The sequence below is a fragment of the Archangium lansingense genome, from assembly GCF_026626635.1.
GTDB lineage: Bacteria > Myxococcota > Myxococcia > Myxococcales > Myxococcaceae > Archangium > Archangium lansingense.
On sequence record NZ_JAPNKA010000001.1, the window covers coordinates 13,192,967 to 13,215,279 of the forward strand.

Sequence of the window (22,313 nt, forward strand, 5' to 3'; positions counted from 1 at the left end):
ACGTGGGGAGCCGATGGCGGCTCGGCAGGGAGCGCCTCCCCGACAGGCCGCTCATCGGGGCGGCGCGTCATGGTTCGCTTCTCAACAGAGCCCCACCCGCAGGAGAGCGTTGGCCGAAACCGAGCCTTTCCCGAGAAGCTCCTTATACTGGGCCGCGGTAGGGGGTTCTCCAACACATGAGCAGTCGTAGACGCATCCTCGGGATGATTCTCGCGGGGGGCCAGGGCACGCGCCTGGCGCCCTTGACGTCCAAGCGCTCCAAGCCGGCCGTCCCCTTCGGGTCCAAGTTCCGCATCATCGACTTCGCCCTCAGCAACTTCCTCAACTCGGGCGTCTACGCCATCTACGTGCTGACGCAGTTCAAGGCCCAGTCGCTCACCGAGCACATCCAGCGCGGCTGGCGCTTCGGCTCGGGCCTGCTGGCCGACTACTTCATCACGCTGGCGCCGGCGCAGATGTACCTCTACGAGCAGCTCGGCAACGTCTGGTACCGCGGCACGGCCGACGCCATCTACCAGAACCTCCACCTGGTGGAGAACTACCGCGCCGACGACGTGGCCATCTTCTCCGGCGACCACATCTACAAGATGAATGTGGCGCACATGCTGGAGCAGCACGAGGCCCACCGCGCCGACATCACCATCGCCGCCTATCCCACGCCGCTGGCGGACGCCTCTCGCTTCGGCGTCATGCAGGTGGACGAGCGTGGCCGCGTCACCGAGTTCCAGGAGAAGCCCAAGGAGCCCAAGGCCATGCCAGGCAAGCCGAACATGGCCCTGTGCAGCATGGGCAACTACATCTTCAGCCGCCGCGTGCTCAGCGAGTTGCTGGAGGTGGATGCGCGCGCCGAGGGCTCACAGCACGACTTCGGCAAGGACGTGCTGCCGCGTGCGCTGCGCGATGGCTATCACATCCACGCGTATGACTTTCACTCCAACCCCATCCCCGGGCAGGCGCGCGCCAACACGTACTGGCGAGACGTGGGGACGCTCGAGGCCTACCACGAGGCCTCCATGGACCTGGTGTCCGTGGATCCGCAGTTCGACGTCTTCAACCCGGAGTGGCCGCTGCGCACGGCCGTCGAGTACAGCCCCCCGGCCAAGTTCGTCCACGAGGCGGGCGAGCGCGTGGGCCGCGCGCTCAACTCCATGGTGGCCGGCGGCTGCATCATCTCGGGCGGCACGGTGCGCGAGAGCATCCTCTCCCGCCGGGTGCGGGTGAACTCCTACTCACTGGTGGAGCGCTCCGTCATCTTCGACGAGGTGGACATCGGCCGGCACGCCAAGGTGCGCAACGCCATCATCGACAAGGACGTGCGCGTGCCACCCAACGCGAAGATTGGTTTCGACCTGGAGCAGGACAAGGCGCGCGGCTTCACCGTCACCGACAACGGCATCGTCGTGGTGCCCAAGGGCTACAAGTTCGACTGAGGCTCAAGCCGGGCGCCCCCATTCACTGCCCGAGTGATTGGGGCGGCGGCGGGGCTTTGACGACGACCGAGTAGCATTGCCCCTGGTACTCGTGGAGCTCTTCCGGGCACGGTGCCTTGAGCTGGTGAGGCATCCAGCAACCGCCCACGATCTCCACCTCGACACGAGGGGTGCAGGGAGGGCGCTTCTGCCCTTTATAGGCCTTGCGCGGCATGGGGTAGGTGAGAGCCGGCAGCCCCCCATCCGCGATACCCTCGAGCGAGCGGCCTTCGGGGGGGAGCACATTGTCTGTCGGCACCTCCTGACTCATGGGCGCTGGCGCGGCATCCACCACGAGCTCCGAGCCGTCTGGCGGAGGGCTCACGGAGGCCGGGCGGAGCAGCACGAAGGCCAGGGCACACACCGCGGCGGCTCCAGCCAGCGAAAACCCCAGTCGCCACCGGAGCCGAGGCTCGTTGGAGTCGGGGAGGGCACGGGCCATACGCGTCACTCCATCGCGCACATCCTCGAACAGGCACACCAGCGCCTCCGAGGAGTACTTGTCGGGAGCCACGACCCAAGAGGACTTCTCTACCTCCACGGCGAGGTAGCCAGGTGAGCCCGAGGAGATGCAGCGCACCTGCCAGTCCGTCAGCGGCGCCGCACCGTCCTCAGTGGAGGGCACAAGCACCAGGGCCGGCGCCCCGCTCGTCTCGTGCGTGGCCCGGTAGAGCTCTCCCCGGCTGTGCTCGTCCTGCGCCACCTGCTCGTGGAGCTGGTACGGCCCCACCTGCTCCGCCTCCTCCCAACTCGACTCGGACTTCTTCTCCTCGTCCACGCGTGCTCCTCGCTGGCCTCCTCGCCCACCCGAGGCCCGTTGCACGTGTTTGCACCGGGTCAGGCCGTCGATCCAGGAGCCACTTGGTGCATCACGCGCTTCCTACCACGCAGGTGGCACGCGAGTCCGTAGCCCGTCCCCCTGCTGAGGTGCCGCTCGGTCGAGTCGGAGGGGGAGCCCAGCACCCCGTTGCTGGGCTCGCGACCCATGAGCGCCCATGCTTACGCATGAGGCACCTTCGAAGGCGGGACGAAAGGACGACAGTCATGCAACCTGAGACCCAGCGGGCGAGCGTCACCACTCCGACCGAACGCGAAATCCGAATCGAGCGAGTCTTCAACGCGTCCCGCGAGCGCGTGTGGCTGGCGATGACGGATCCAGACCTGGTCGCGCATTGGTGGGGCCGAGGCAACAAGCTGGTCATCGAGCGCCTGGAAGTTCAACGAGGTGGGCACTGGCGCTTCGTCGAGCACAGCCGCGAGGGAATTGATGGATTCGAAGGCCGCTATCGCGAGGTGAAGCAGCCCGAGCGCCTCGTGCACACGTTCGAGTGGGATGGCATGCCGGGCTACGTGGCGATCGAAACCGTCACGCTCGAGGCGCTTCCCGACGGCCGCACCCGGGTCATCAACACGTCCCTCTTCCACACCACCGAGGAGCGAGACGGAATGCTGAAATCGGGAATGGAGCAAGGCCTCAACGAGAGCTACGCCGCACTCGACAAGCTGCTGGCCACGGTCTCCTAGCGCCAGGAATCCAGTCACCGGTCCGGAGGGGAATGCGCGGCTCCCTCCGGGTTCGGCGACCTGACTCCGCCCCTGCTGACAGAGTTCCTCGCGTCGCGCGTGGTGTGGACTCCCGGCCCCCGGGTACCGGGTCAACGCATAGGAGAAGGAGGCCGACTGAGTTGAGGTAGCGTCGGCGTTTCATGATACGGACTCGGCCATGGCCACCAGGACATTCCCACAGAGGCTCATGGCGGCGAGCCTCTGCCTTCTCCTTGTTTCCTGTAGCGCCCCCCGGCCCCTGGTCGCGACCCAGAGCCCCACCGGCCCTCACGACCTGGCCAGTTACGCGCTCCTCATCCAGGAGATGCCGGATGGGAGGGTAACACACACCTGGAAGCCGCTCTGGGAGTTCGACCTGACGAAGCTCCAACGCCCCCTGAGCGCGATGAGCTCGAACCGAGGCATCGTGCGCGCCTCCACGGCGGCTCTGGAGGCGTATTGCGAAGGTCGGCGAATCCAGTGCGAGCAGGACTGCCTCGCGAGTAGCAGACCGGTCAAGGTCGGCCACTGGATCTATCAAGAGGCCAAGACGAAGCCGTGGCGCGAAGCCAAGTGGCGGTGGTGTCCGACTCATTGCTTGGAACAGGCAGTCCAGTGCAATAAGGGAAGGGGCAGCTGGGCCGAAGAATATTCTGCGGAGTTCAATGCGATAGAGCCCGCGGTTGATTGGCTCAAGACGCACCGCGAGGAGATTCTCGTGGGCACCGTCATCGTCATCGCCGGAGTCGCCTTCGTTGCCGCGGTCGCCGCCTCTGGCGGAGGTGCTCTCATCTTGACGCCGCTCGTGTTCTTCGCGGAGAGCCCCCCTGGGTTGCCAGCCGCCCCCCCCATCGCGGAGGCGACCCGATGAGCATCTATCAATCCCTTCACAGCGCATTTCTATTCGCCGCGTCTCAACGGCGCGCAGCAGAGCTCGAAGGTAGGGACAAAGAACAAAGGCTCTGGATTCAGGTGAACACGTACAGGGACTTCATCATGGCAACAGGCCAAGTCTACCTGTTCGAAGACTACCTCAAGGGGGTCTCTCCCACGCCACGATCCCAAGCGAGCACCGCCCTCGGGGCCCGCCAGGCTATGAACTCGCAAGGGGTCATGGCACTTCTCCTGAAGGCTTTCGACGAGACGCCTGCGCCTGAGCAGAAGCAGTCCGTGAGCCTCCTCATCAACCAGGTCAACTTCATCGCCGACACTGGACAACTCGAGGCCTGCGAGGACTACATCAACAACCGCCTCGGCCATGCTCCGATCGCCATCGCTCATTTCACGACGCACGATGAGGCGGAAGCCTGGCTAAAGGGCCTCGCGGAGCCCCCCAGTCCGGCGTTGATACTCATTGGCGATGAGTATCATCAGATGTGGTATGATCGTGGAGACAACACTCGCGGCATGTACCGTGAGTACATGATCGAGCCCTACGTCGAAGGAGTCGTCGCGGAAGGAATACCTCCCAACCCGCCATCATTTGAAACCCGTGCGGATGCAGAGGCGTGGCTGGAGAACCACCCTGCCGCTCCCTTTGAGTTCGTGTCAATCGGCGGGGCGCACTACCTCGCGGTGCACCACCAGAGGCTGAAGCGCTACACGCTTCACCACGTGGCCTCCACCCTGACGCAATGGGAGGAGAGGAAGCGGACCGTCGAGCGTGAGGAGGCCCGGAATGCAGCAGCGGATGCCGATGGAGAGGGCTGAAGGTGGCCGCGTCTAATCGCGTCTCGAGCCGCTCACCCCTGGCTCACCCGGTCCGGCAGCTCGTTGCCCGCCACGTCCTCACCCGGAATGACGGTGCGCAGCAGTCCTCCAATGCGCTCCACCGCCGCCTCCAATCCGGACTCGGGCTCGCCCCGCTTGAAGCCCTCGGCCACCGCCTCCACCACGGACTCCCAGAAGCCGGGCATGGCCGCGCCGTGCACGCCCCGGCCCGCGAACACGGCCACTTTGCGATCCTCCACCGCCACATAGAGGATCACCCCGGTGTCCGCGGCCGTCTGACGCACGAGCTTCTCGAAGAGCGACATGGCCCGAGCCAGCGCGTTGCCGCCCACGCACCGGCGCTCCACGTGCACGAGGACCTCGCCCCGATTGCCCTGCTCCGCCCGGCGGATGGCCTCGACGAGACGCGCCTCCTCCTGGGGCGTCAACACCCGCTTCACCCGCTGCCACGGCCATTGCATGCCCAGAGGATAGACCATCCCATGCCCACCGACCCAGCCCCCCACACTGGCCTGGGGCGCCACACGCGCCGTCTCCGTACCTGCTTTTTTGCGTGAATACGGGCCCCCACTCGCCCGTCACCCCTCCGCATGCGCAACACTTTTCGAGCCACAGTGCTGTCCGCACTGCTGGCCACGTTCGCGACGGCGGCGTGGGCCGACAACGACCCCGTGCCCGTGTCGCCGGTGTCAGTCCAGACGCCGGTGTCCGGAGATCTTCACCTGCGTGCGGAAGCGCACCTTGTAGACGAACACGCCGCCCGAGCCCGCGAACTGGAGCTGCGTGGGATGCCGCTCACAGGGGGTATCCTCGTAGACGAAGTCGACCTGGAAGTTGTCGAGCATGGTGGGCAGTTTGGACGGAGACAGGTGCATGGAGATGAGCTGGGCCGTCTTCGCATCCACCACCGCCGTGCCCTTCATCCGCTTCTCGTCCTTCTTGCGCGGGGTGATCTTCACCGTGACCCATCCCTCGCGAGGACCCGGGAACTGCTCGAACTGGTATTCGTCGCGGACCTTGGAGTGGAAGGGCGAGAGCTGCCCGCGCGGATCTTCGTTCTGGTTCTCATCCCGGGGCTCGGCCTTGAGCTGGCTGACCAGTTCCCCCTCTTCCTTCTCGGAGAGCTTCTTGCGCGACAACACCTTCGTCCCCGCGCGGAGCACCTCGTAACTGCGAGTGAGCCGCCCGATGCTCTTCCCCTCCTTGTCCAACTGCTCCGTCACCGAGCTCTCCACGAAGAGGCAGGAGGGAACCGCCAGCTTCTTCTCCTCGGCTTCACCAAGCCGCTCGAGGAGCTCCTCCAAGGGCATATCCGCCCGGGCGGAGGCGGCGAAGAGCAACATCAGAACGGAGAGCGCGCGCATGGCGCATCAACCTAGTCACTCCGGGCCAATCCCAGAGCAGCCCCGATAGCTTCTGGGCCTGAGATTGAGAGGTGCACAACAACGTTCCTCCACCTTTTGTAGGAAACCATGGCCCTCGAAGAGCTCCACCCCATGTATGGCAGGCATTCGCGCATGACCTCGATCGCAAAACTGATGCTTCCGCTCCTGCTGCTGTGCACCGGTTGTTCGGTGACGGTGGCCCAGCTCAACCCATCCCCGAACCTGGATCTGCCCCCCACTTCCCAGAGCCTCTCGCTCAAGCTGGAGGACGCAGTGAGTGACTCGCTGGTCGTTCCCGTCGGTCCCGCGTACGCGCAGATGGAGGTGAACGACTGGCGGCACAGTCTCGAGCGGGGTTTCACCAACGCCTTCAAGAACAGCCACTCCCTGGGGAACGGGCCCACCGAACTGACGCTGCAGTTGCTCGAGGTCCACCCCGGCCTCATCCTTGGTAGCGCGGGCGGCGAAAACTCCAAGGCCACCGGGCAGCTCCGCTACAAGGCCCGCCTCCTGGATGCGAACGGAAACATCGTCAAGCGGCTCACCGGCACGGCCATCGGGCACAAAGATGCGCTGGGGCGACGCGACATCCCCCTGGCCATCCAGAGCGCGGTGGAGACGATGTATGAGGAAATCGCCGCGAGCTTCTTCGGCGCCTCGGTGTCGGGTGTCTCGCCCTCGGCGGCGAACTGAGCCAGCCGGCGCCAGGGCCGGCAACCTCGGGGCTTCAGGGGTGCTGCGCGAAGAGCGCCTCGCTCGGCCGCTCCCCCGAGACGATCATCGGGCAGTCCAGCCAGGGATGACGCACGGTCGTCATCGGGTAGCCGAAGGCCCGGCTCAGGATGTCCGTCGTCATGACCTCGTGCGGCGGGCCGTAGGCAATGGCCTGACGCTCGGCGAGGACCAGGACCTTGTCCGCGTACTGAGCCACCAGGTTCAGGTCATGGAGGATGAGGAGCGCCGCGACACCCTCCCGGGTCAGCTCCTTCACGCACCCCAAGGCCTTGTGCTGATGGGCGACGTCCAGGCTGCTCGTGGGCTCATCCAGCAGGAGCAACCGGCTTCCGTCGTTCTCGTAAATCTGAGCGAGCACCCGCGCGAGGTGGACGCGCTGCTGCTCTCCGCCTGAGAGCGTCAGGTAGTTGCGCCCTTCGTACCCCGCGAGCCCCACCCGCTCCAGGCAGACCCGGGCGATCCGCGCGTCCTCCCGAGACTCCAACCGGTGCTGCTGGTGGGGGATTCGCCCCAGCATCACGACCTCCAGGGCCTCGTAGGCGAACTGGAGGTTCGTGGTCTGGGGCAGCACGGCCCTTCTCCGCGCGAGCTCGGCCTTCGAGCCGCTGCCCATGGGGGCCCCGAAGACGCGGATCTCTCCACGCTGGCACGGCAGCTCTCCCGTCAGGTGCTTGAAGAGCGTGCTCTTCCCCGCGCCATTGCGTCCGATGACGACCGTGAACTCACCAGGCGTCAAGGTCAGGTGGATGCCGGACAGCAGCTGCGTCTCGCCGAGACGGCAATGGAGATCCCGGACTTCGAGTGCCACGGTCATAGCGCGTGGGTCCTCCGCTGCCGCAAGAGCAGGTACAGGAAGAAGGGCGCGCCGGCGAGCGCGGTCACGATGCCGATGGGCAGCTCGGAGGGAACCACGACGGTGCGGGCGACCAGATCCGCGAGGGCCAGCAGCGCCGCGCCCAGGAGCGCGGACAGGGGCAGCAGGACACGGTGGTTGGGGCCCAGCCAGAGCCGGACGAGGTGGGGGACGACGAGCCCGAGGAAACCAATCATGCCGGAGACAGCGACTGCCGCCCCCACGCCCAGGGCGACGAACACCACGAGCATCCACTTCGTCCGCTCCACCGAGATGCCCAGGTGACTGGCGTTCGTCTCACCCAGGAGGAGCGCATTGAGCGGGTTCGCGAGGAACACCATTCCCACGGTGCAGAGGAGGATCAGGGGCGTGATGGTGGCGACCAGCGGCCACGTCGCTCCCGCGAGCGAGCCGAGCTGCCAGAAGGTGATGGTCCTCAGCTGGTCGTCGGTCGAGAGATAGGTGAAGAGGCCGGTTCCGGCCGTGCAGAGGGCGTTGATGGCGACTCCGCACAACAGCATCATCGTGACCTGGGTCTTCCCGTTCTCCTGAGCGAGCGAGGAGATGAGGAGGATGGCCGCGAGGCTCCCGGCGAACGCCGCCAGCGGGAGGGTGTAGAACCCGAAGAGCTGGAGCTTGAGCACCGTGACCGCGGACACGGCGACCGAGGCTCCGCTCGACACGCCGAGGAGCCCGGGGTCCGCGAGCGGATTGCGGAAGAGCCCCTGAAGGGCCACGCCAGCGATGGAGAGCGCGGCACCGACCAGGACGCCCAGGAGGACGCGGGGGAGGCGGATGACGGTGAGGACCGCCGCCTGCTGCTCCGAGAACTCGGCGAGCGGCGGCAGCCCGACGTGCGACAGGAGGATGGAGAGCACCTGGAGCGGGCTGATGGACACGGCCCCGACACCAAGCGAGGCCACTCCACACACGAGCAGAAACGGCACGAGGAGGAGCAGGCCCTGGGTCCTCTTGATTCGGACCTTCGGGACGTACTCACTCACCGACCAGGTGCTGCTCTCAACGCGAAGGCTTTGCATGAAGGGCCTTGAAGATCGTGTCCGCGAACTGGGGGAAGCGGGGGCCAACCCACCGGATGGTATCGTCCACGGCGAGGATCTTCTTGTTCTTGCCCGCGGGAGTCAGGGCCACGCCTGGGAGCTTCAGCGCCCCCTCGACTCCGCCCACTGCTTCGAGGCCACGGTTCATCATGAGGATCGCATCGGGGGAGGCCAACACCATCCCCTCGGCCGTCAGCGCCTTGGTTCCCGAGGTGAAGTCCGCGGCGTTCTGGCCTCCCGCCAGCGCGATGAGCACGTGGACACCCGTGTCCTTGCCGTAGACGAAGGCCTCTCCGGGGCCATGGGCATAGAGGAAGAGGATCCGGGGCTTCTTCCCGAGCGCCGCAATCTTCTTGTCCAGGTCCGCGCGCTGCTTGTCGAGCTCCTGGATCATCCGCTTCCCGGCCTCCTGGACGTTCAAGAGCCGCGCGATGATGTCGATGCGCCGCTTGAGGCCGTCGAGCCCATCCTTGAAGGAGCTCTCGAGGACCAGGACGGGAATCCCGGCGCTTCGAAGCTGCCCGGCGGTGGCGGGGGTCAGGTTCTCCTCCGTCGCGAGGACGAGCTCCGGCTTCAAGCTGATGATGCCCTCGATGCTGGGATGGTAGGGGTGGCCCACCTTGGAGATCTTCGCCTGCTCGGGAGGCCAGGTGCCGCCGACGTCGGTACCGACAATCGTCTCACCCTTCCCGAGCCCGAAGAGGATCTCCACCAGCGAAGAGTTGACCGCGACCACCCGCTTGGGGGGGGCGATGTCGACGGTCTGTCCGTCGACTCCCTTGAACGACTCCGCCTGGGCGAGGGGGCTCGCGATGACGGCGCTCACGAACAGCAACGAGAAGATGGAATGTCTCATGGAACCGGAGGGAATCCTCTGGGAGGGACCCCTAATAGAGGTTGTTCTTATAGTCCTGGGTCAGGGCCCAGTTCATCATCCGCTTCGAGGCCAGCGCGCGCAGGGCCGTCGCGGCGACACCACGCTGGGAATTGCGCTTGACGTGATCGATGAACACGTCGGCCATCCTCGGCAGCCGCTCCGAGGGAACATGGCGTGCGCCGTCCCACAGCCCCGCGTTGACGATGGCCGGGCTGGCGCGCAGGCGCACCTCGTGGGGTTCGAGCAGCAAGGCCAGCTTCGGCACCTTGTCCGCGACCGCCATCGACGCCAGCAGCGAGGGCTCGGTGGTGAGCGATGCGGCGCCGGAGACCTCCAGCTCGCGCGACTCGCCGGGGATCAGCGCGAGCAGCGCGGCCCGTGGTTGCTCGATGACATTGTGGAACGTGTCCGTGCGGCGATTGCCGGGCCGATCCGCGACCGCCAGCCGCGTTCCGTCGAGCCGCAGGAAACCGGCGGGGTCGCCCTTCGGGCTCACGTCCGCGTGGCCCTCCGCATCCCACGACGCCACGACGACGAAGGGCGTCCGTGAGAGCCAGTCCTGCACGGCCGGGTCGCTCCAGGGCCCCGAAGCCACGCTGCCGGGCGAAGTCGGAGCCACCGCGACCGGCGGCTTCCAGAACGCCGAGCGCAGGAGCGCCTTCGCGCAATGCACGAACGTCTCCTGCACGGTGACGCGGAGGGTGTGGCCCTCCAGCGTCGCGCGCCCATTCACCCGGACCGTCTCCCCGAGCCCGGGGATGAAGAACAGGAGCCCGCATCCCACCGTGGGATTGAGCGGGATGGGACCGGGCAACTCGAGCCGCAAGTGCGTGGCGTCATCCACCCGAGCGAAGCCCAACGGGCCCCCCGCGGTCGTGACGCGCGCCCGCCCCTCCTCATCGATGAAGCCGATGACGGCGAACGACGAAAGCCCGAGCATCCGGACACAATGCTCATCCAGGGCGTCCAGCGACTTCATCATGACGCCAAGGGGCCGTGAGCCGACGGTGCGCTCCAGTTCCTCGACCGATTGGATCCGTGCCATGGCGACAGCATGCCATGTTGATTTTGATTTGCAACTTCACAATGCCAACCCCTGGGGGCTGGCGTTGGGACCCAGGGCGCCTGGAAGGGTGGGGCGGCCCGAAAGGATCAGGCCGCGGTGGCGGTGCGCTGGGCGTTCTCGCGCAGCACCTCTTCCACCATGTCGACGGTGTAGTCGATCTGCTCCACGGTGTGCGCCGGGCTGAGGAAGTTGAGATCTCGGCGCAGCAGCACGCCCCGGCGGGCCATGCCGGCCTGGAAGGGCTGCGTGAGCTTCGCGTTCTCGGCGAGGTCCTTGGAGAAACGGAAGAGCGGAATGCCGTCGTAGCCCAGCACCCGCAGCGGCGAGCCGAGCCGCTCGGCCCGCGCGTTGATGCCCTCGCGCAGCCGCCGTCCCAGGGACACCATGTGCCCGATGTGGTCGTGCTCGCGGTACTCGCGGAGGACGGCCTCGCAGACGGCCAGCGACAGCATCTCGCCGCCAAAGGTGGTGGACACCTGAAGCTCGGAGATCTTGGTGAGGTGCTGGGTCGGGCCAGCCACGGCCGACAGGGGCATGCCCGCGGCGATCGCCTTGGACAGACAGACGAAGTCGGCCTTCACGTCGAAGAACTCCTGGGCCCCGCCCCGCCCCAGCCGCAGGCCGGTGATGACCTCGTCGAGGATCATCATCACGCCGTGCTTCGTACACGTGGCGCGCAGCTGGTGCAGGAAGTCGCGGTTCAGGACGCGGTTGAAGGGCACGGACAGCAGCACCGCGGCCAGCTGCCCCGCGTCCTGCTCCACCCGAGCCAGCAGCGCGGCCTCCTCGGGCTCCTCGAAGAGCGGAAGGCGGCGCGTGTACTCGGCCACGGCGGAGGGGACGCCCGGTGTGTCATACATGAAGTGGTCGTGCCAGCCGTTGTAGCCCACCGTGATGATGCGATCCTTGCGGGTGATAAAGCGCGCCAGCCGCACCGCCGCCGAGGTCGCATCCGCGCCCGTCTTGAAGAAGCGCACCATCTCCGCGCCGGGGGTGGCCTCCACCAGGGCACGTGAGGCGGTGACCTCTACAGGGGTGGGCAGCGAGTGCAGCAGGCCCTCCTCCAGGTGCTGGCGGATGGCCGCGAGGACCGCGGGGTGGTTGTGGCCGAGCGAGTTGGCGCCCAGGCCGCAGACGTAGTCGATGTACTGCTGACCATCCACGTCCTCCACCAGGGCCCCCTGCCCTCGCGCGAGGTACACCGGGAAGGCGCCCGGGGCGAACATCTCCGGCCGCTTCATCATGGTCATCGTCATGCCGGGCACCAGCCGCCGGGCTTCGGCCAACAGACGTTGAGAGTTCTCGAGCTTCAGTTCGCCCGCGTTGGGACGGGGCAGTGATGGGTGCTTGCTCACGGATTCCTCCATGGGAGCGCTGGGGTAGGGACGGCGGCAGTGCTTCGCCCGAAGGAGCGCTGGAGGTCAGCGCCATGAAGTCCAGGGACCGCGCCCGCGAGGGCACGGGCTCCATCGTGCTCGCTCCCCTCTACCGTGACTTCACGATAATGACAATGAGAATCGTTCTCAACTAGGGGCCACGCGGAATGCGCCGCCCCCCCGCCAGGCGCTCACTCCTCGTCGTGATCGTGATCCTCTGTGCCGCGCTTCCAGTAGCCGGTGAGGTTCACCCACTCCTTGCGCAGGCCCCGCTCGTTGAGCAGGTGCAGGCGCAGGGTGCGCATGAGGGTGGACTCGCCCGCGCCCCAGACGTAGACGTCGCCCGGAGGAAGGGTGAGGCCGCGGATGGCCGGCTCCAGGAGCTTCGTCGTGCCGCAGGGCTCCCCGTTGCGGTGGAGCCAGTGCAGCTCCAGGTTCGCCCGGGTGTTCACGGGCACCTGCGCCTGGGCATTGGCCACCTCGGCGAACACCAGGGCCCGTGCGCCCTCGGGCAGCTCCTCGAGCCTGCGGGTGAGGGCCGGCAGCGCGGTCTCGTCCCCGAAGAGCACGTAGGCGTCGAAGTCGTAGGTGACGAGCAGCGAGCCGCGAGGACCGGCCAGGCCCAGCAGGTCTCCCGGCTTCGCCTGGGAAGCCCACGTGGAGCCGGGCCCCGAGCCGTGGATGACGAAGTCGACGTCCAGCTCCCCCGCCGCCGCGTCATACCGACGGGGCGTGTAGTCGCGCAGCGCGGGCCGAGGCTTATCTTGGGGGAACTCCAGGCCTCGCGGCCCCATGCCCGTGGGCAGCACGGGCCTGCGCTCTCCCGGAGCGGCGAAGAACAGACGGACATGGTCGTCCGCCCCCTCACTCCGGAAGCCCTCCAACTCCGGCCCCCCGAGCGTCACCCGCACCATGTCCGGCGACAGCCGTTGGGTGCGGAGGACCTCCAGGACGCGGACCTTGATGGGAAAGGGACCTCTTCGGGACGTTCGTTCGCTCGTTCGTTCTGCGGCGTGCATGGGGCTTCTCCATGAGCGCCCCGACCCACCCCGTCACACCACGAGAGCGACCCGAGAGCGCTCAGCTCTCCTTTTTAATCTGCTGGGAGAGGTAGTTGGCCTCCCCCACCTGCTTCATCAGCTCGAGCTGAGCCTCGAGCCAGTCGATGTGCTCCTCGGTGTCCTCGAGGATGCTGTCCAGCAGCTCCCGGCTGCCGTTGTCCCCCAGCGTGCGGCACAGCTCAATGCCCTCGTTGAGGCGCTTCTGCGAGCCGAGCTCCAGGTCCAGGTCCAGGCGAAGCATCTCGGGGACCGTCTCCCCCACGTTCACCTTGCCCAGGCGCTGGAGGTTGGGCAGGCCGCCAAGGAAGAGGATGCGCCGCACGAGCCGGTCGGCATGCTTCATCTCGCCGATGGACTCTTCGTAGATCTTCTTCTGGAGCCGCTCGTACCCCCAGTTCTCCGCGATACGCGCGTGGAGAAAGTACTCGTTGATGGCCGTGAGCTCGGTCGTGAGGATGTCGTTGAGCAGGTCGAGGATCTGGGGGTGGCCTTTCATAGGGCCGAGGACGCTAGTTGCAGCGCGGGAACCGCACAACCGTCCCGACAGGCAGAACGTGCGTTGGTTCCCTGACGACACTCCTTGATCAGCTCCGCGAGCTGCTCCTGGCAGCCCCCGCAGCCCGTGCCCGCTCCACAGGCCTCTCCAATGGCCTCCACGCTCCGGGCTCCCTCGGAGATGCGGGCACGGATGGTTCGGTCCGAGACAACATGGCAGAGGCAGACGATCATTCGAGGCTCTTACGGCAAAGGACCACACGACGTGGCCCTCAGTTGCGAATGAGAATAATTCGCAAAAACATCGCCGTCAAGCACCCCCGGGGTGAGCCACGCCCTCCTGGCAGCCAGGCAGGACGGCCTCGGAGGACTCCGATTCAGAATTGCTTAAGGCGTCCTCGCTACCGTCTCATTCGTCACCAGGAGACACTGTGAGCAAAGACAGTCACGAGCACGACAAAGGCCTCGAACACGATCTGCAAACCCTGGGGAAGATGACGGGCCGCAGACAGCTCTTGCGATGGATGGCCGGTGCGGCTGCCGGCACGGCCCTGCTTCCGTTGGTCGGCTGCGGAGGCGGAACCGAGGGAGGCGCCTGTGACACCATCCCCGAGGAGACCGCCGGCCCGTATCCGGGTGATGGCTCCAACGGGGCCAATGCACTCGTGCTGTCGGGCATCGTGCGCAGCGACATCCGCTCCAGCATCGCCGGTTCGACCGGGACCGCCGCGGGCGTTCCGCTCACCGTCAAGCTGACCCTCGTCAACAGCAACGGGAGCTGCGCCCCGCTCTCCGGGTACGCCATCTACCTCTGGCACTGCGACCGAGACGGTAAGTACTCGATGTACAACCTCACCAACGAGAACTACCTGCGCGGCGTGCAGGAGACGGACAGTGAGGGCACGGTGAGCTTCACCACCATCTTCCCCGGCTGTTACTCCGGCCGGATGCCGCACATCCACTTCGAGGTCTACCCCAGCGTCGCGAAGGCCACGAGCTCGGGAAACAAGCTCAAGACGTCGCAGCTCGCCTTGCCGGTGGAGGCCTGTAACGCGGCGTACGCCACCACCGGGTACAGCGCGAGCGTGACCAACCTCTCGCGGATCAGCTTCGCCCAGGACAACGTGTTCAGCGATGGGACGGAGCTCCAGCTCGCGAGCGTCACGGGCAGCGTCGATGCGGGCTATGTCGCCACGCTGCTCGTGGGCATCGCGGCGTAGTCCGCTGTTCTCCGGGGATCGCTGCCCCCGGGACTCACCGGACCGCGGTGGTGGCCGAATCCGCCGTGGACACCGGTGCTGCGATGGGCGCCGGGGCAGACTGGGTGCTCGCCCAGTCTTCCGCAGTGCGCCCGCTGGCGTCCCGCTTCGCCTCCGAGGCCCCGTGCTGGCGCAATCGCTCCGCCACCTGCTCGCGGCCAAAGAGCCGGGCGAACATCAGCGCCGTCTGCCCCACGCCGTTGGACTGATCCACCGCGCAGGGCTGCTTCAGCAGCAGTTCGACGATGTCTGCGTGCCCCTTGAAGGCCGCGCCCATCAGCGCAGTGTTTCCCCTCGAGTCGCCCGAGCACGCGTCCGCTCCCGCCGCCAGCAGCACCCGCACCGCCTCGGTGTGGCCGTGGTACGCCGCGAGGATGAGCGGAGAGAAGCCCCGGTCGTTCTGCACGTTCACCGGCGTCCCGGCCTTCAGCAGGCCCTCCACTACTTCCACGTCCCCTTCTCTCGCGGCGGCCAGCAGGTAGCGCTCCGCGTCGCTCACGGCCAGCACTCGGCCCTCGGTGGGACGGCCTCCGGAGAAGAGGTAGCCCAGCCCCAGCGCCGCAACTGCCACCAACACCAGCGCCGCGGAACCCAGCACAACCAGCACCTTGCGCAGCATCGATTCACTCCGTGAGAGCACTTCAAGGGGAAACCACAGATTGCACATGTCCCCTCTCCCCTCGGGAGAGGGGAAATTGACGAGGTGTCAGCGAAGGTTCTCAGCGGCGATCCTTCGCGGATACTTCACTAGCGAGAAGCCAGCGGCGCGATGGCGGCCTTGGCGTCATCCACCTTGATGCCCACCGCCTTCGCCAACTTCGTGCCGTACTCCGCGTTCGCGCTGAAGAAGAAGCCCACCATGCGCGCCTTCACCCGCGCGTCGCGCACCTGGCCCAGGTCCGCCGCCAGGTTCTTCACCAGCCGCTCCCGCTCCGTCGGCGACAGCGCCAGGTAGAACGCCCCCGCCTGCGAGAAATTGTCCGTCTTCTCGATGGCCGCCTGCTGCGTCGTCCCGCTCAGCGGCGCGCGCGACAGCAGGTACGCCGGCGCGTCCTCGGTCTCCCGCGTGATGCTCGGCTCGTAGTTCACGTCCGACTTCGTGTTGCCGATGTTCATGCTGCCGCCCTGGTTGTTGTTGTTCACCTGGGCCCGCGCGCGATTCACCGGCAACGACTGGTAGTTGGCTCCCACCCGGTAGCGCTGCGTGTCCGCGTAGGAGAACAGCCGGCCCTGCAGCAGCCTGTCCTCGGAGGGCTCGATGCCCGGCGGCTGCACCCCAGGCGAGAACGCCGCCTGCTCGGTCTCCTCGAAGAAGTTGTCCGGCGTCCGGTCCAGCGTGAACTTCCCGAGCTTGACGGAGGGCACCTTGTCCTCGGGCCACACCTTGGTCGCGTCCAGCGGATCGAACGTGAAGGAGTCCAGGTCCTTCGGATCCAGCACCTGCGCGCTCAGCTCCCACGACGGGAACTGCCCCTTGCCGATGGCCGTGTACAGGTCATGCGTGGCGTGCTGGAAGTCCTCGCCCTGGATGCGCGTGGCCTCCTCGGCCGTGAGCGACTTCACGCCCTGCAGCGACTTCCAGTTGAACTTGACGTAGCGCACCTCGCCCTTCGCGTTGACGAACTTGAAGGCGTGCACGCCGTGGCCGTTCATCTGCCGGTAGTTCGCCGGAATCCCCAGGTCCGAGTACACCTGCGTCAGCATGTGAGTGGACTCGGGGAAGTGGGAGAAGAAGTCGAAGAAGCGGTTGGGGTCCTGCCGGTTGGTGATGGGCGAGGGCTTCAGCGAGTGCACCATGTCCGGGAACTTGATGGCGTCGCGGATGAAGAACACCGGCAGGTTGTTGCCCACCAGGTCCCAGTTGCCCTCGTCTGTGTAGAACTTGAGCGCAAAACCGCGCGGGTCTCTCACCGTCTCCGGCGAGCCCCCCGGATGGATGACGGTGGAGAAGCGCACGAACATGGGCGTCTTCTTGCCCTTGGCCGAGAAGATGGACGCGCGCGTGAGCTGCGAGAAGTCACCGTAGCTCTCGAAGGAGCCATAGGCCCCCACTCCCCGTGCATGCACCACGCGCTCGGGAATCCGCTCGCGATCAAAGCGCGCCAGCTTCTCGATGAGGTGGAAGTCCTCCAGGAGGATTCCGCCGCGCGGACCCGCCGTCTTCGAGCTCTGGTTGGAGCCCACGGGCGAGCCCGTATCGGTGGTGAGTGGCGGGGTGCCAGCCAGGGCTGGGGCACCCGTGAACAGCGCGGTGAGCAGCAGGGGTTTCAGGTTCAAGCGAGCCTCCGTGGGGTGGGGGAAGACGGAGGCTCCTTGAGCAGTCGCTGTGCCAGGAGCACAGCACCCATAAAATCAAGGACTTATCTGAATCTGGTGGTACAGCCACACCGATATCCCGGTGCTCTCACCGATAGTCCGGTGCGGCTCCACACCGAAATCCCGGTATCCCAACCTCCACCGATATTTCGGTGGGGGGGGCTACTGGGGCGCTGACTCGACCTGGAACGTCATGCCGATCGCGCGCAGCCGCTCGACGAGCTTCATGCCCATACACGAGGCCGGGGTGAGCAGTCCTCCGCGCCGCGGCAGCTCATCCTGAGCGAGGCACAGCGCGGACTCACCGAGCATCCACGATGTCGCGCCGTACCCCGGGTCCTGCTTCGCCCCCACGCGCGCGCGCACCCGCTCCCCAGCCGTCCCCACCCCGAGCAGCTCGATGTCGAACCACCCGCCCTCCCGCTCCTCGCGGCTCGGCCCCTCTCCAGGCGCTGGCAATAAGCGCGCGGCCAACATCCGGACGGGCGCGAACGCCACGGCTCCAGACATCACCATCCCCGCGCTCGTCATCGCGGCGCGCGCCAGGCCCGTGAAGCCCGCTCCCACGTCGACCGTCTCGTCGTAGCGGAACTCGTGTCCGTAGGCCTGGTCCAGCAGCGCGTTGCTGCGCCGCACCACCCGCGTGTTGACCGGCGCCATGAAGAACGGCGCCAGCCACCGCCCCGTCTCCGGATCCTTCCGCGGCCGGAACGAGTCCTCCGGGCCGGGCCCGCTTCGCGCTCCCTCCGGGTTCAGCGCGTACGGATCCGCGAGCACCCGGCGCACCGAGGGGTCTCCCATCCGCTCCGCCGCATGGAGCGCGCTGGCAATCGTCCCACCGCTCGCGGCGCCCTTCATCCTCAGCACCCGGTAATGCGCCTCGGCCAGCCGTCCCCCCCGCGCCACGAGCGCCTCGTGCAGCATCAGCACCCCGAGGTCCGACGGGATGGAGTCGAAGCCGCACGAGGGGACGATGCGCGCCCCTGTCTCGACCGCGCGGGCATGGTGGGTGTCGATCATCTCCCGGACCCAGTGGGTCTCCCCCGTCAGGTCGCAGTAGTCCGTCCCCTGCTCCGCGCACGCACCGAGCAGCGCACTCCCATAGCGGGCATAGGGGCCGGCCGTGGTGCACAGCACGCGCGTGCGCCGCACGAGCCGATCCATGGCAGCACGATCCATGCTGTTGCCCACCAGCAGGGGAAGCTCCTTCGCGGAGGGCTCCAACGTGGCGAGCTCGTTGCGCACGCGCTCGAGCCTGCCGAAGCTCCGGCCGGCCAGAGCCCAGCGGAGCGAGGGGCGCTTCTTCACGAGATACTCGGCAACGAGTCGTCCCGTGAAACCCGTGGCCCCAAAGAGGATGAGGTCGAACTCCCGGGCACCGGTGCGGCCCCGATCGCTGTCTGTCATGCTGCGCAATGAATCACCGGAAGCGCTGGAGCGGAAGGAGCATCTCCCATGCAGTGGGCCATCGACTGGCTGCGCACCGTGCCACTGTGGCAAGCCGCCCTCGTCTTCCTTTCCAAGAACATACTCGTGCTCCTCCTGGCAGTCGCACTGGGAGAGTGGCTGGCCCGGCGCTTCGCCCACCGCCGCGTGGCCCCCAAGGCGCCTCCACTCCAGCGAGAGGAGCTGGCGCTCGCCGCCATGTGCGCCGTGCTCAACTCGGTGGTGACCTTCGCCGGACTCCTGTTGTGGCGCGAGGGACTCATTCGCTTCCGTCTCGATGGAGGCCCGCGCGTGCTGGTGGACGTGCTCGTGCTGGTGGGCGTGATGGACCTGGGCATGTACCTGCTGCACCGCACCGCGCACGTGCCCCTGCTCTACAGCTGGCTGCACGCGCCCCATCACCGCTACGAGCGCGCCCGGCCCCTCACCCTCTTCGTACTCAGCCCTCTGGAGGTGCTGGGCTTCGGCGCCCTGTGGCTCACCGTGTGTATGGCCTATGAGGCCTCGTGGGCCGCCATGCTGCTCTACCTCGTCTTCAACACGCTCTGGGGCGTGCTGGGACACCTGGGCGTGGAGCCCTTCCCAGATGCGTGGGTGCGCTGGCCCGGCCTGCGCGCCGTGGCCACCACCACCTTCCACGCCCGGCACCACCTGGACCAGGCCCACCACTTCGGCTTCTACACCCTCATCTGGGACAGGCTCTTCGGGACGCTCGCTCCGGACTACGAGACCTCTTTCGCCCGTTCCCAGGTCCCTCCCTTAGAGAGCCCCGGCCCGAGCAGGGAGCCTGAAGCCGCCGGACTGTCATCGACCCTGGTGCCCCAGAGCGCGGACCGGGTCAGGCCGCCTTCCTGAACGCGTTCTCCTTCTTGAACCCCTGCACCAGCGGGTGACGTGGGGCCTGGCCGCTCAACTGCCGCAGCTCCTCCCGGGCGATGCCCAGGCCCCCTCCCGCCATCGCCCGCAGCCACGACTGGCCCGTCGTCTGCGCGATGAACTCGTGCATCTTGCGCGGGTCCACCAGCATGGGCGTCAGCAGGTTGGGGTCGTTGAAGTTCTCCGCGAAGGCGTTGGCCAGGAGCTGGCGCCCGCTGTGATTGTCGAAGCGCCCGTCGCTGCCGTACTGCGCAATCAGCAAGTCCCTGCCCGCCGCCGTCATGGGCTCCAGCAGCAGGTTGTTGAAGGTGTAGGTGGCGTGGCCGTGGCGCTGGTAGAAGCGCTCGAAGGTCTCCGTCATCCACTCGGCGTCGAAGGCCCGGCCCTCGTGCGCGACGATGCACTCGACGAGGTTGCGCGCCATCTTGTTGCCGTTGTTGGCGCCCTGGCCTCCGATGGGGTCCAACGACATGGCGGTGTCTCCCAGCGCCATCACCACCCGCCCCGAGGGCAGCACGCCCACCGGCTTGCGCACGGTCGGCGCGAACTTCCCCACCAGCCACCCGTTGGGGTCCGACGCCTGCGCGTCCTTCACCCACTCGTAGTCCCAGGGAATGAGGTCGCGGATGACCTCCTTGCCAATCTCCAGCACCTGCGCGGCGCTCTTGGCGCCCTCGAAGCGGTCCATGGGGCCGCCCGGCCGAGCCTCGAAGAGGAGGTTCCAGCTCGCACCCGCGTCCTTGTGGAAGTAGGGCACCCAGAAGGCCTCGCCCGCGGGGGCCAGCAGGTTGAGCTTCACGGGCAGCATGGGGATGCCGTCGAAGCCCAGCGGCGGCCCCTTCACGCACACCATGGCCAGGTGGCGCTGGGGCTTGTCGTAGACGCTGCGCTCGGCGTCGCGCTCGAAGAGGCGGCACAGCTCGGCGCGCCCAGCGGCCACCACCGTGAGATCGTGCGCCGCGGCAATCTCATCCAACCGCTGGAGCGTAACGGACTCGATGACTACCTTGCCGCCGCGCGCCTCCAGCGTGCGCATCCACTGGTGGCTCTGCAACCGCAGGTCGATGGCCACGAAGGGCCGGCGCAGCCGCCCGGTGAGCGTGAGCATCCGGTTGCCGAGCATCGGGCAGAAGGTGATGTGAAAGCCGTCTCCCCAAGGGGCGTCATCGACCCAGGAGTTGAGGTCCAGCTCGTACTCGAGCTGCAGCGACAGGTCGAAGCGCGTCGCGGTGCCGGTGGGCCGGCTCTCGTGCAACCACTGCTCGGGCGTCCTGTCCGAGAAGAGCGTCACCCGATAGCCCGCCTTCAGCAGCGCGTGCGCAGCCAGCAGACCCGCCTGCCCTGAACCGATGATGGCAATGCTTCGCATGTCTCCCCCTCCGTGAACGAGGATGCTTCGCTCTACGGGCAGAAACAGGCTGCAACGGCCATGCCCATCCCCGCCCGAGAACAGGGAGGCTCTAGCCGCAAAGCGTCAATGACAGGCGGGGAGTGGAAAAATCCGCTTAATGATCCAAAGAGGCCAACTCCGGACAATCTGTCTGTTTCATTCCTGACGCAGGGGGGTATGGCGCGACCCTGGAGCAGCCTCAGAACTCACACCAGGGCGTCCAGTTCCTCCAGCAGCCGATCAATGTCCGCCTCGGAGTTATAGAGGTGGGGGGACACGCGGATGCTGTCGCCGCGCACGCTCACGAACACTTTGCGTGCGGCCAGCTTCGCCGCCACGTCCGGCCCGTAGCCTCCCCGCCGCTTGAGGCCCACCATGTGCCCCACCCGCTGGCTCTCGGGCGGAACCTCGAGCGTGAGCGCCCTCGCCCCCTTCGCCACCCGCTCCGTCAGCGCGCGCAACGTCTCCTGCACGTCTGCCACCCCCCACGCCAAGAGCTGCCTCAGCGCCGCCATCGCCATGGGCACCAGCACGAAGTTGCTGCGCTCGCCCACGTCAAAGCGCCTTGCCCCTGGCTGGAAGTCGTCCCGGTAGTCCACCAGCCGCGCGAAGTCCTCGCTGCCTCCGCGCATCAGCCAGTTGTGCTCAATGGGCCGGCCCTCGCGGAACCTCGGCGCCACGTAGAGGAAGCTCTGGCTGTAGGGCCCCATCAACCACTTGTAGCCCGCAGCCGCCAGGAAGTCCGGCTTCACCTCCGCCACGCTCAGCGGCAACGCCCCCAGCGACTGCGTCGCGTCCACCGCCAGTGCCGCCCCCACCTCGCGCGCCCGCTGCCCCACCCGCACCAGGTCCACCAGCCCGCCATCCGTCCAGTGGCAGTTCGGCACCGCCACCAGCGCTGTGCGCTCGTCCAGCTCCGCCAGCACCGCGTGCGTCCAGTCCCCGTCCTCGGGCCTGCGCACCGTCACCACCTGTCCCCCCGCGCGCTCCGCCAGCTCGCGCCACGGGTACACGTTGGAGGGGAACTCCTCGGCCAGCACCAGCAGCCGCTGCCCCACGCGTACCGGAACGTTCGCCGCCGCCACCGCCAGCCCGTAGCTCGCCGAGGGCACCAGCGCCACCCCGTCCGCGTCCGCGTCCACCAGCCGCGCGAAGAGCTTCCGCAGCGCCTCCGAGTCGGTGAAGAAGTCCTCGGGCTTCAGCAGCCACGGCCTCGACTTGCGTATCACCGACTCCTTCCCAACCTCGCTCACCGCGTGCAGCTGCGGAGACATGTACGCGCAGTTGATCCACGTGACGTCGTCGGGCAGGTCGAAGAGGTGGCGCTGGGTGGGAAGGATCATGGCGGCGCGAGCATAACGCGCGCGCACGC

At 67.2% G+C, this 22,313-nt stretch carries 23 protein-coding genes; 7 read left to right on the top strand and 16 right to left on the bottom strand.

The features are described 5' to 3' along the window. The first annotated feature begins 176 nt into the window (after nt 1-176). A complete protein-coding gene (gene glgC / locus OV287_RS53255) occupies nt 177-1,430 on the top strand; it encodes a glucose-1-phosphate adenylyltransferase (protein ID WP_267541772.1) in 1,254 nt (417 codons plus the stop codon). Between the two features lie 22 nt (nt 1,431-1,452). Here the strand turns inward: glgC and OV287_RS53260 are convergent, their stop codons facing one another. Next, nucleotides 1,453-2,247: a hypothetical protein gene (locus tag OV287_RS53260; RefSeq protein ID WP_267541773.1), complete on the bottom strand. Its 795-nt coding sequence runs from the start codon at nt 2,245-2,247 to the stop codon at nt 1,453-1,455. A 266-nt stretch (nt 2,248-2,513) separates the two neighbouring features. Between OV287_RS53260 and OV287_RS53265 the strand changes: the two genes are divergently transcribed. The 3 genes from OV287_RS53265 (at nt 2,514) to OV287_RS53275 (ending at nt 4,724) form a co-directional block, all read left to right on the top strand. Continuing rightward, on the top strand, nt 2,514-2,993 hold the full coding sequence (locus OV287_RS53265) for an SRPBCC family protein (RefSeq protein WP_267541774.1): 480 nt from the start codon (nt 2,514-2,516) through the stop codon (nt 2,991-2,993). 199 nt (nt 2,994-3,192) lie between these two features. Continuing rightward, on the top strand, nt 3,193-3,885 hold the full coding sequence (locus OV287_RS53270) for a hypothetical protein (protein ID WP_267541775.1): 693 nt from the start codon (nt 3,193-3,195) through the stop codon (nt 3,883-3,885). Then, the gene (locus tag OV287_RS53275; protein WP_267541776.1) at nt 3,882-4,724 is read left to right on the top strand and encodes a hypothetical protein; all 843 of its coding nucleotides are present in this window, start codon (nt 3,882-3,884) and stop codon (nt 4,722-4,724) included. The genes OV287_RS53270 and OV287_RS53275 overlap by 4 nt, the downstream gene beginning before the upstream one ends. A gap of 32 nt (nt 4,725-4,756) precedes the next feature. On the opposite strand, the gene OV287_RS53280 is transcribed toward OV287_RS53275, so the two are convergent. Together OV287_RS53280 and OV287_RS53285 are read right to left on the bottom strand one after the other, a co-directional pair. Continuing rightward, on the bottom strand, nt 4,757-5,224 hold the full coding sequence (locus OV287_RS53280) for a TPM domain-containing protein (RefSeq protein WP_267541777.1): 468 nt from the start codon (nt 5,222-5,224) through the stop codon (nt 4,757-4,759). Between the two features lie 210 nt (nt 5,225-5,434). Further along, nucleotides 5,435-6,109: a hypothetical protein gene (locus OV287_RS53285; RefSeq protein ID WP_267541778.1), complete on the bottom strand. Its 675-nt coding sequence runs from the start codon at nt 6,107-6,109 to the stop codon at nt 5,435-5,437. Between the two features lie 153 nt (nt 6,110-6,262). Between OV287_RS53285 and OV287_RS53290 the strand changes: the two genes are divergently transcribed. After that, nucleotides 6,263-6,823 (top strand): hypothetical protein, encoded by a 561-nt coding sequence (locus tag OV287_RS53290; RefSeq protein ID WP_267541779.1) that lies wholly within the window; start codon nt 6,263-6,265, stop codon nt 6,821-6,823. Between the two features lie 34 nt (nt 6,824-6,857). On the opposite strand, the gene OV287_RS53295 is transcribed toward OV287_RS53290, so the two are convergent. From OV287_RS53295 to OV287_RS56675, 8 genes are all read right to left on the bottom strand, one after another. Next, nucleotides 6,858-7,679: a heme ABC transporter ATP-binding protein gene (locus tag OV287_RS53295; protein WP_267541780.1), complete on the bottom strand. Its 822-nt coding sequence runs from the start codon at nt 7,677-7,679 to the stop codon at nt 6,858-6,860. Continuing rightward, the gene (locus OV287_RS53300; protein ID WP_267541781.1) at nt 7,676-8,758 is read right to left on the bottom strand and encodes a FecCD family ABC transporter permease; all 1,083 of its coding nucleotides are present in this window, start codon (nt 8,756-8,758) and stop codon (nt 7,676-7,678) included. The genes OV287_RS53295 and OV287_RS53300 overlap by 4 nt, the downstream gene beginning before the upstream one ends. Continuing rightward, nucleotides 8,739-9,635, bottom strand: a complete 897-nt coding sequence (locus OV287_RS53305) for a heme/hemin ABC transporter substrate-binding protein (protein ID WP_267541782.1) — start codon at nt 9,633-9,635, stop codon at nt 8,739-8,741. Before OV287_RS53305 ends, OV287_RS53300 begins: the two co-directional genes overlap by 20 nt. A 31-nt stretch (nt 9,636-9,666) precedes the next feature. Then, on the bottom strand, nt 9,667-10,701 hold the full coding sequence (locus OV287_RS53310) for a pyridoxamine 5'-phosphate oxidase family protein (protein WP_267541783.1): 1,035 nt from the start codon (nt 10,699-10,701) through the stop codon (nt 9,667-9,669). Between the two features lie 107 nt (nt 10,702-10,808). Further along, nucleotides 10,809-12,077: a myxochelin B biosynthesis transaminase MxcL gene (gene mxcL / locus OV287_RS53315; RefSeq protein WP_308809814.1), complete on the bottom strand. Its 1,269-nt coding sequence runs from the start codon at nt 12,075-12,077 to the stop codon at nt 10,809-10,811. 212 nt (nt 12,078-12,289) lie between these two features. After that, nucleotides 12,290-13,117: a siderophore-interacting protein gene (locus OV287_RS53320; RefSeq protein ID WP_267541785.1), complete on the bottom strand. Its 828-nt coding sequence runs from the start codon at nt 13,115-13,117 to the stop codon at nt 12,290-12,292. Between the two features lie 61 nt (nt 13,118-13,178). Beyond that, the gene (gene bfr / locus OV287_RS53325) at nt 13,179-13,655 is read right to left on the bottom strand and encodes a bacterioferritin (protein WP_267541786.1); all 477 of its coding nucleotides are present in this window, start codon (nt 13,653-13,655) and stop codon (nt 13,179-13,181) included. After that, a complete protein-coding gene (locus OV287_RS56675) occupies nt 13,652-13,888 on the bottom strand; it encodes a (2Fe-2S)-binding protein (protein WP_267541787.1) in 237 nt (78 codons plus the stop codon). Before OV287_RS56675 ends, bfr begins: the two co-directional genes overlap by 4 nt. Before the next feature lie 197 nt (nt 13,889-14,085). Between OV287_RS56675 and OV287_RS53335 the strand changes: the two genes are divergently transcribed. After that, on the top strand, nt 14,086-14,874 hold the full coding sequence (locus OV287_RS53335; RefSeq protein ID WP_267541788.1) for an intradiol ring-cleavage dioxygenase: 789 nt from the start codon (nt 14,086-14,088) through the stop codon (nt 14,872-14,874). Between the two features lie 34 nt (nt 14,875-14,908). On the opposite strand, the gene OV287_RS53340 is transcribed toward OV287_RS53335, so the two are convergent. The 3 genes from OV287_RS53340 to OV287_RS53350 all read right to left on the bottom strand — a co-directional run bounded on the left by OV287_RS53340 (nt 14,909) and on the right by OV287_RS53350 (nt 18,636). After that, nucleotides 14,909-15,580 carry an ankyrin repeat domain-containing protein gene (locus OV287_RS53340; RefSeq protein ID WP_267541789.1) on the bottom strand — a complete coding sequence of 224 codons (672 nt, stop codon included), beginning with the start codon at nt 15,578-15,580 and terminating at the stop codon, nt 14,909-14,911. An 80-nt stretch (nt 15,581-15,660) separates the two neighbouring features. Continuing rightward, the gene (locus OV287_RS53345) at nt 15,661-17,190 is read right to left on the bottom strand and encodes a catalase (RefSeq protein WP_308809815.1); all 1,530 of its coding nucleotides are present in this window, start codon (nt 17,188-17,190) and stop codon (nt 15,661-15,663) included. Nucleotides 17,191-17,391: 201 nt separating this feature from the next. Continuing rightward, on the bottom strand, nt 17,392-18,636 hold the full coding sequence (locus OV287_RS53350) for a saccharopine dehydrogenase family protein (protein WP_267541790.1): 1,245 nt from the start codon (nt 18,634-18,636) through the stop codon (nt 17,392-17,394). A gap of 48 nt (nt 18,637-18,684) precedes the next feature. Here OV287_RS53350 and OV287_RS53355 point away from each other — a divergent pair, with 48 nt between their 5' ends. Continuing rightward, complete coding sequence (locus tag OV287_RS53355; RefSeq protein WP_267541791.1) at nt 18,685-19,530, top strand: sterol desaturase family protein; 846 nt, start codon at nt 18,685-18,687, stop codon at nt 19,528-19,530. On the opposite strand, the gene OV287_RS53360 is transcribed toward OV287_RS53355, so the two are convergent. Both OV287_RS53360 and OV287_RS53365 read right to left on the bottom strand, forming a co-directional pair. After that, the gene (locus OV287_RS53360; RefSeq protein WP_267541792.1) at nt 19,514-20,920 is read right to left on the bottom strand and encodes a styrene monooxygenase/indole monooxygenase family protein; all 1,407 of its coding nucleotides are present in this window, start codon (nt 20,918-20,920) and stop codon (nt 19,514-19,516) included. The genes OV287_RS53355 and OV287_RS53360 overlap by 17 nt on opposite strands. A 227-nt stretch (nt 20,921-21,147) precedes the next feature. After that, nucleotides 21,148-22,311: an aminotransferase class V-fold PLP-dependent enzyme gene (locus OV287_RS53365; protein WP_267541793.1), complete on the bottom strand. Its 1,164-nt coding sequence runs from the start codon at nt 22,309-22,311 to the stop codon at nt 21,148-21,150. Nucleotides 22,312-22,313: the final 2 nt, after the last annotated feature.

What these genes read in the sequence shown, in the direction of transcription:
- OV287_RS53305 (WP_267541782.1), bottom strand. Translation starts at nt 9,635, where the DNA reads ATGAGACATTCCATCTTCTCGTTGCTGTTCGTGAGCGCCGTCATCGCG.
- OV287_RS53285 (WP_267541778.1), bottom strand. Translation starts at nt 6,109, where the DNA reads ATGCGCGCGCTCTCCGTTCTGATGTTGCTCTTCGCCGCCTCCGCCCGG.
- OV287_RS53355 (WP_267541791.1), top strand. Translation starts at nt 18,685, where the DNA reads ATGCAGTGGGCCATCGACTGGCTGCGCACCGTGCCACTGTGGCAAGCC.
- OV287_RS53280 (WP_267541777.1), bottom strand. Translation starts at nt 5,224, where the DNA reads ATGGTCTATCCTCTGGGCATGCAATGGCCGTGGCAGCGGGTGAAGCGG.
- OV287_RS56675 (WP_267541787.1), bottom strand. Translation starts at nt 13,888, where the DNA reads ATGATCGTCTGCCTCTGCCATGTTGTCTCGGACCGAACCATCCGTGCC.
- OV287_RS53320 (WP_267541785.1), bottom strand. Translation starts at nt 13,117, where the DNA reads ATGCACGCCGCAGAACGAACGAGCGAACGAACGTCCCGAAGAGGTCCC.
- glgC (WP_267541772.1), top strand. Translation starts at nt 177, where the DNA reads ATGAGCAGTCGTAGACGCATCCTCGGGATGATTCTCGCGGGGGGCCAG.
- OV287_RS53300 (WP_267541781.1), bottom strand. Translation starts at nt 8,758, where the DNA reads ATGCAAAGCCTTCGCGTTGAGAGCAGCACCTGGTCGGTGAGTGAGTAC.
- OV287_RS53350 (WP_267541790.1), bottom strand. Translation starts at nt 18,636, where the DNA reads ATGACAGACAGCGATCGGGGCCGCACCGGTGCCCGGGAGTTCGACCTC.
- OV287_RS53310 (WP_267541783.1), bottom strand. Translation starts at nt 10,701, where the DNA reads ATGGCACGGATCCAATCGGTCGAGGAACTGGAGCGCACCGTCGGCTCA.
- OV287_RS53295 (WP_267541780.1), bottom strand. Translation starts at nt 7,679, where the DNA reads ATGACCGTGGCACTCGAAGTCCGGGATCTCCATTGCCGTCTCGGCGAG.
- OV287_RS53340 (WP_267541789.1), bottom strand. Translation starts at nt 15,580, where the DNA reads ATGTGCAATCTGTGGTTTCCCCTTGAAGTGCTCTCACGGAGTGAATCG.
- OV287_RS53275 (WP_267541776.1), top strand. Translation starts at nt 3,882, where the DNA reads ATGAGCATCTATCAATCCCTTCACAGCGCATTTCTATTCGCCGCGTCT.
- OV287_RS53265 (WP_267541774.1), top strand. Translation starts at nt 2,514, where the DNA reads ATGCAACCTGAGACCCAGCGGGCGAGCGTCACCACTCCGACCGAACGC.
- OV287_RS53270 (WP_267541775.1), top strand. Translation starts at nt 3,193, where the DNA reads ATGGCCACCAGGACATTCCCACAGAGGCTCATGGCGGCGAGCCTCTGC.
- OV287_RS53290 (WP_267541779.1), top strand. Translation starts at nt 6,263, where the DNA reads ATGACCTCGATCGCAAAACTGATGCTTCCGCTCCTGCTGCTGTGCACC.
- bfr (WP_267541786.1), bottom strand. Translation starts at nt 13,655, where the DNA reads ATGAAAGGCCACCCCCAGATCCTCGACCTGCTCAACGACATCCTCACG.
- OV287_RS53360 (WP_267541792.1), bottom strand. Translation starts at nt 20,920, where the DNA reads ATGCGAAGCATTGCCATCATCGGTTCAGGGCAGGCGGGTCTGCTGGCT.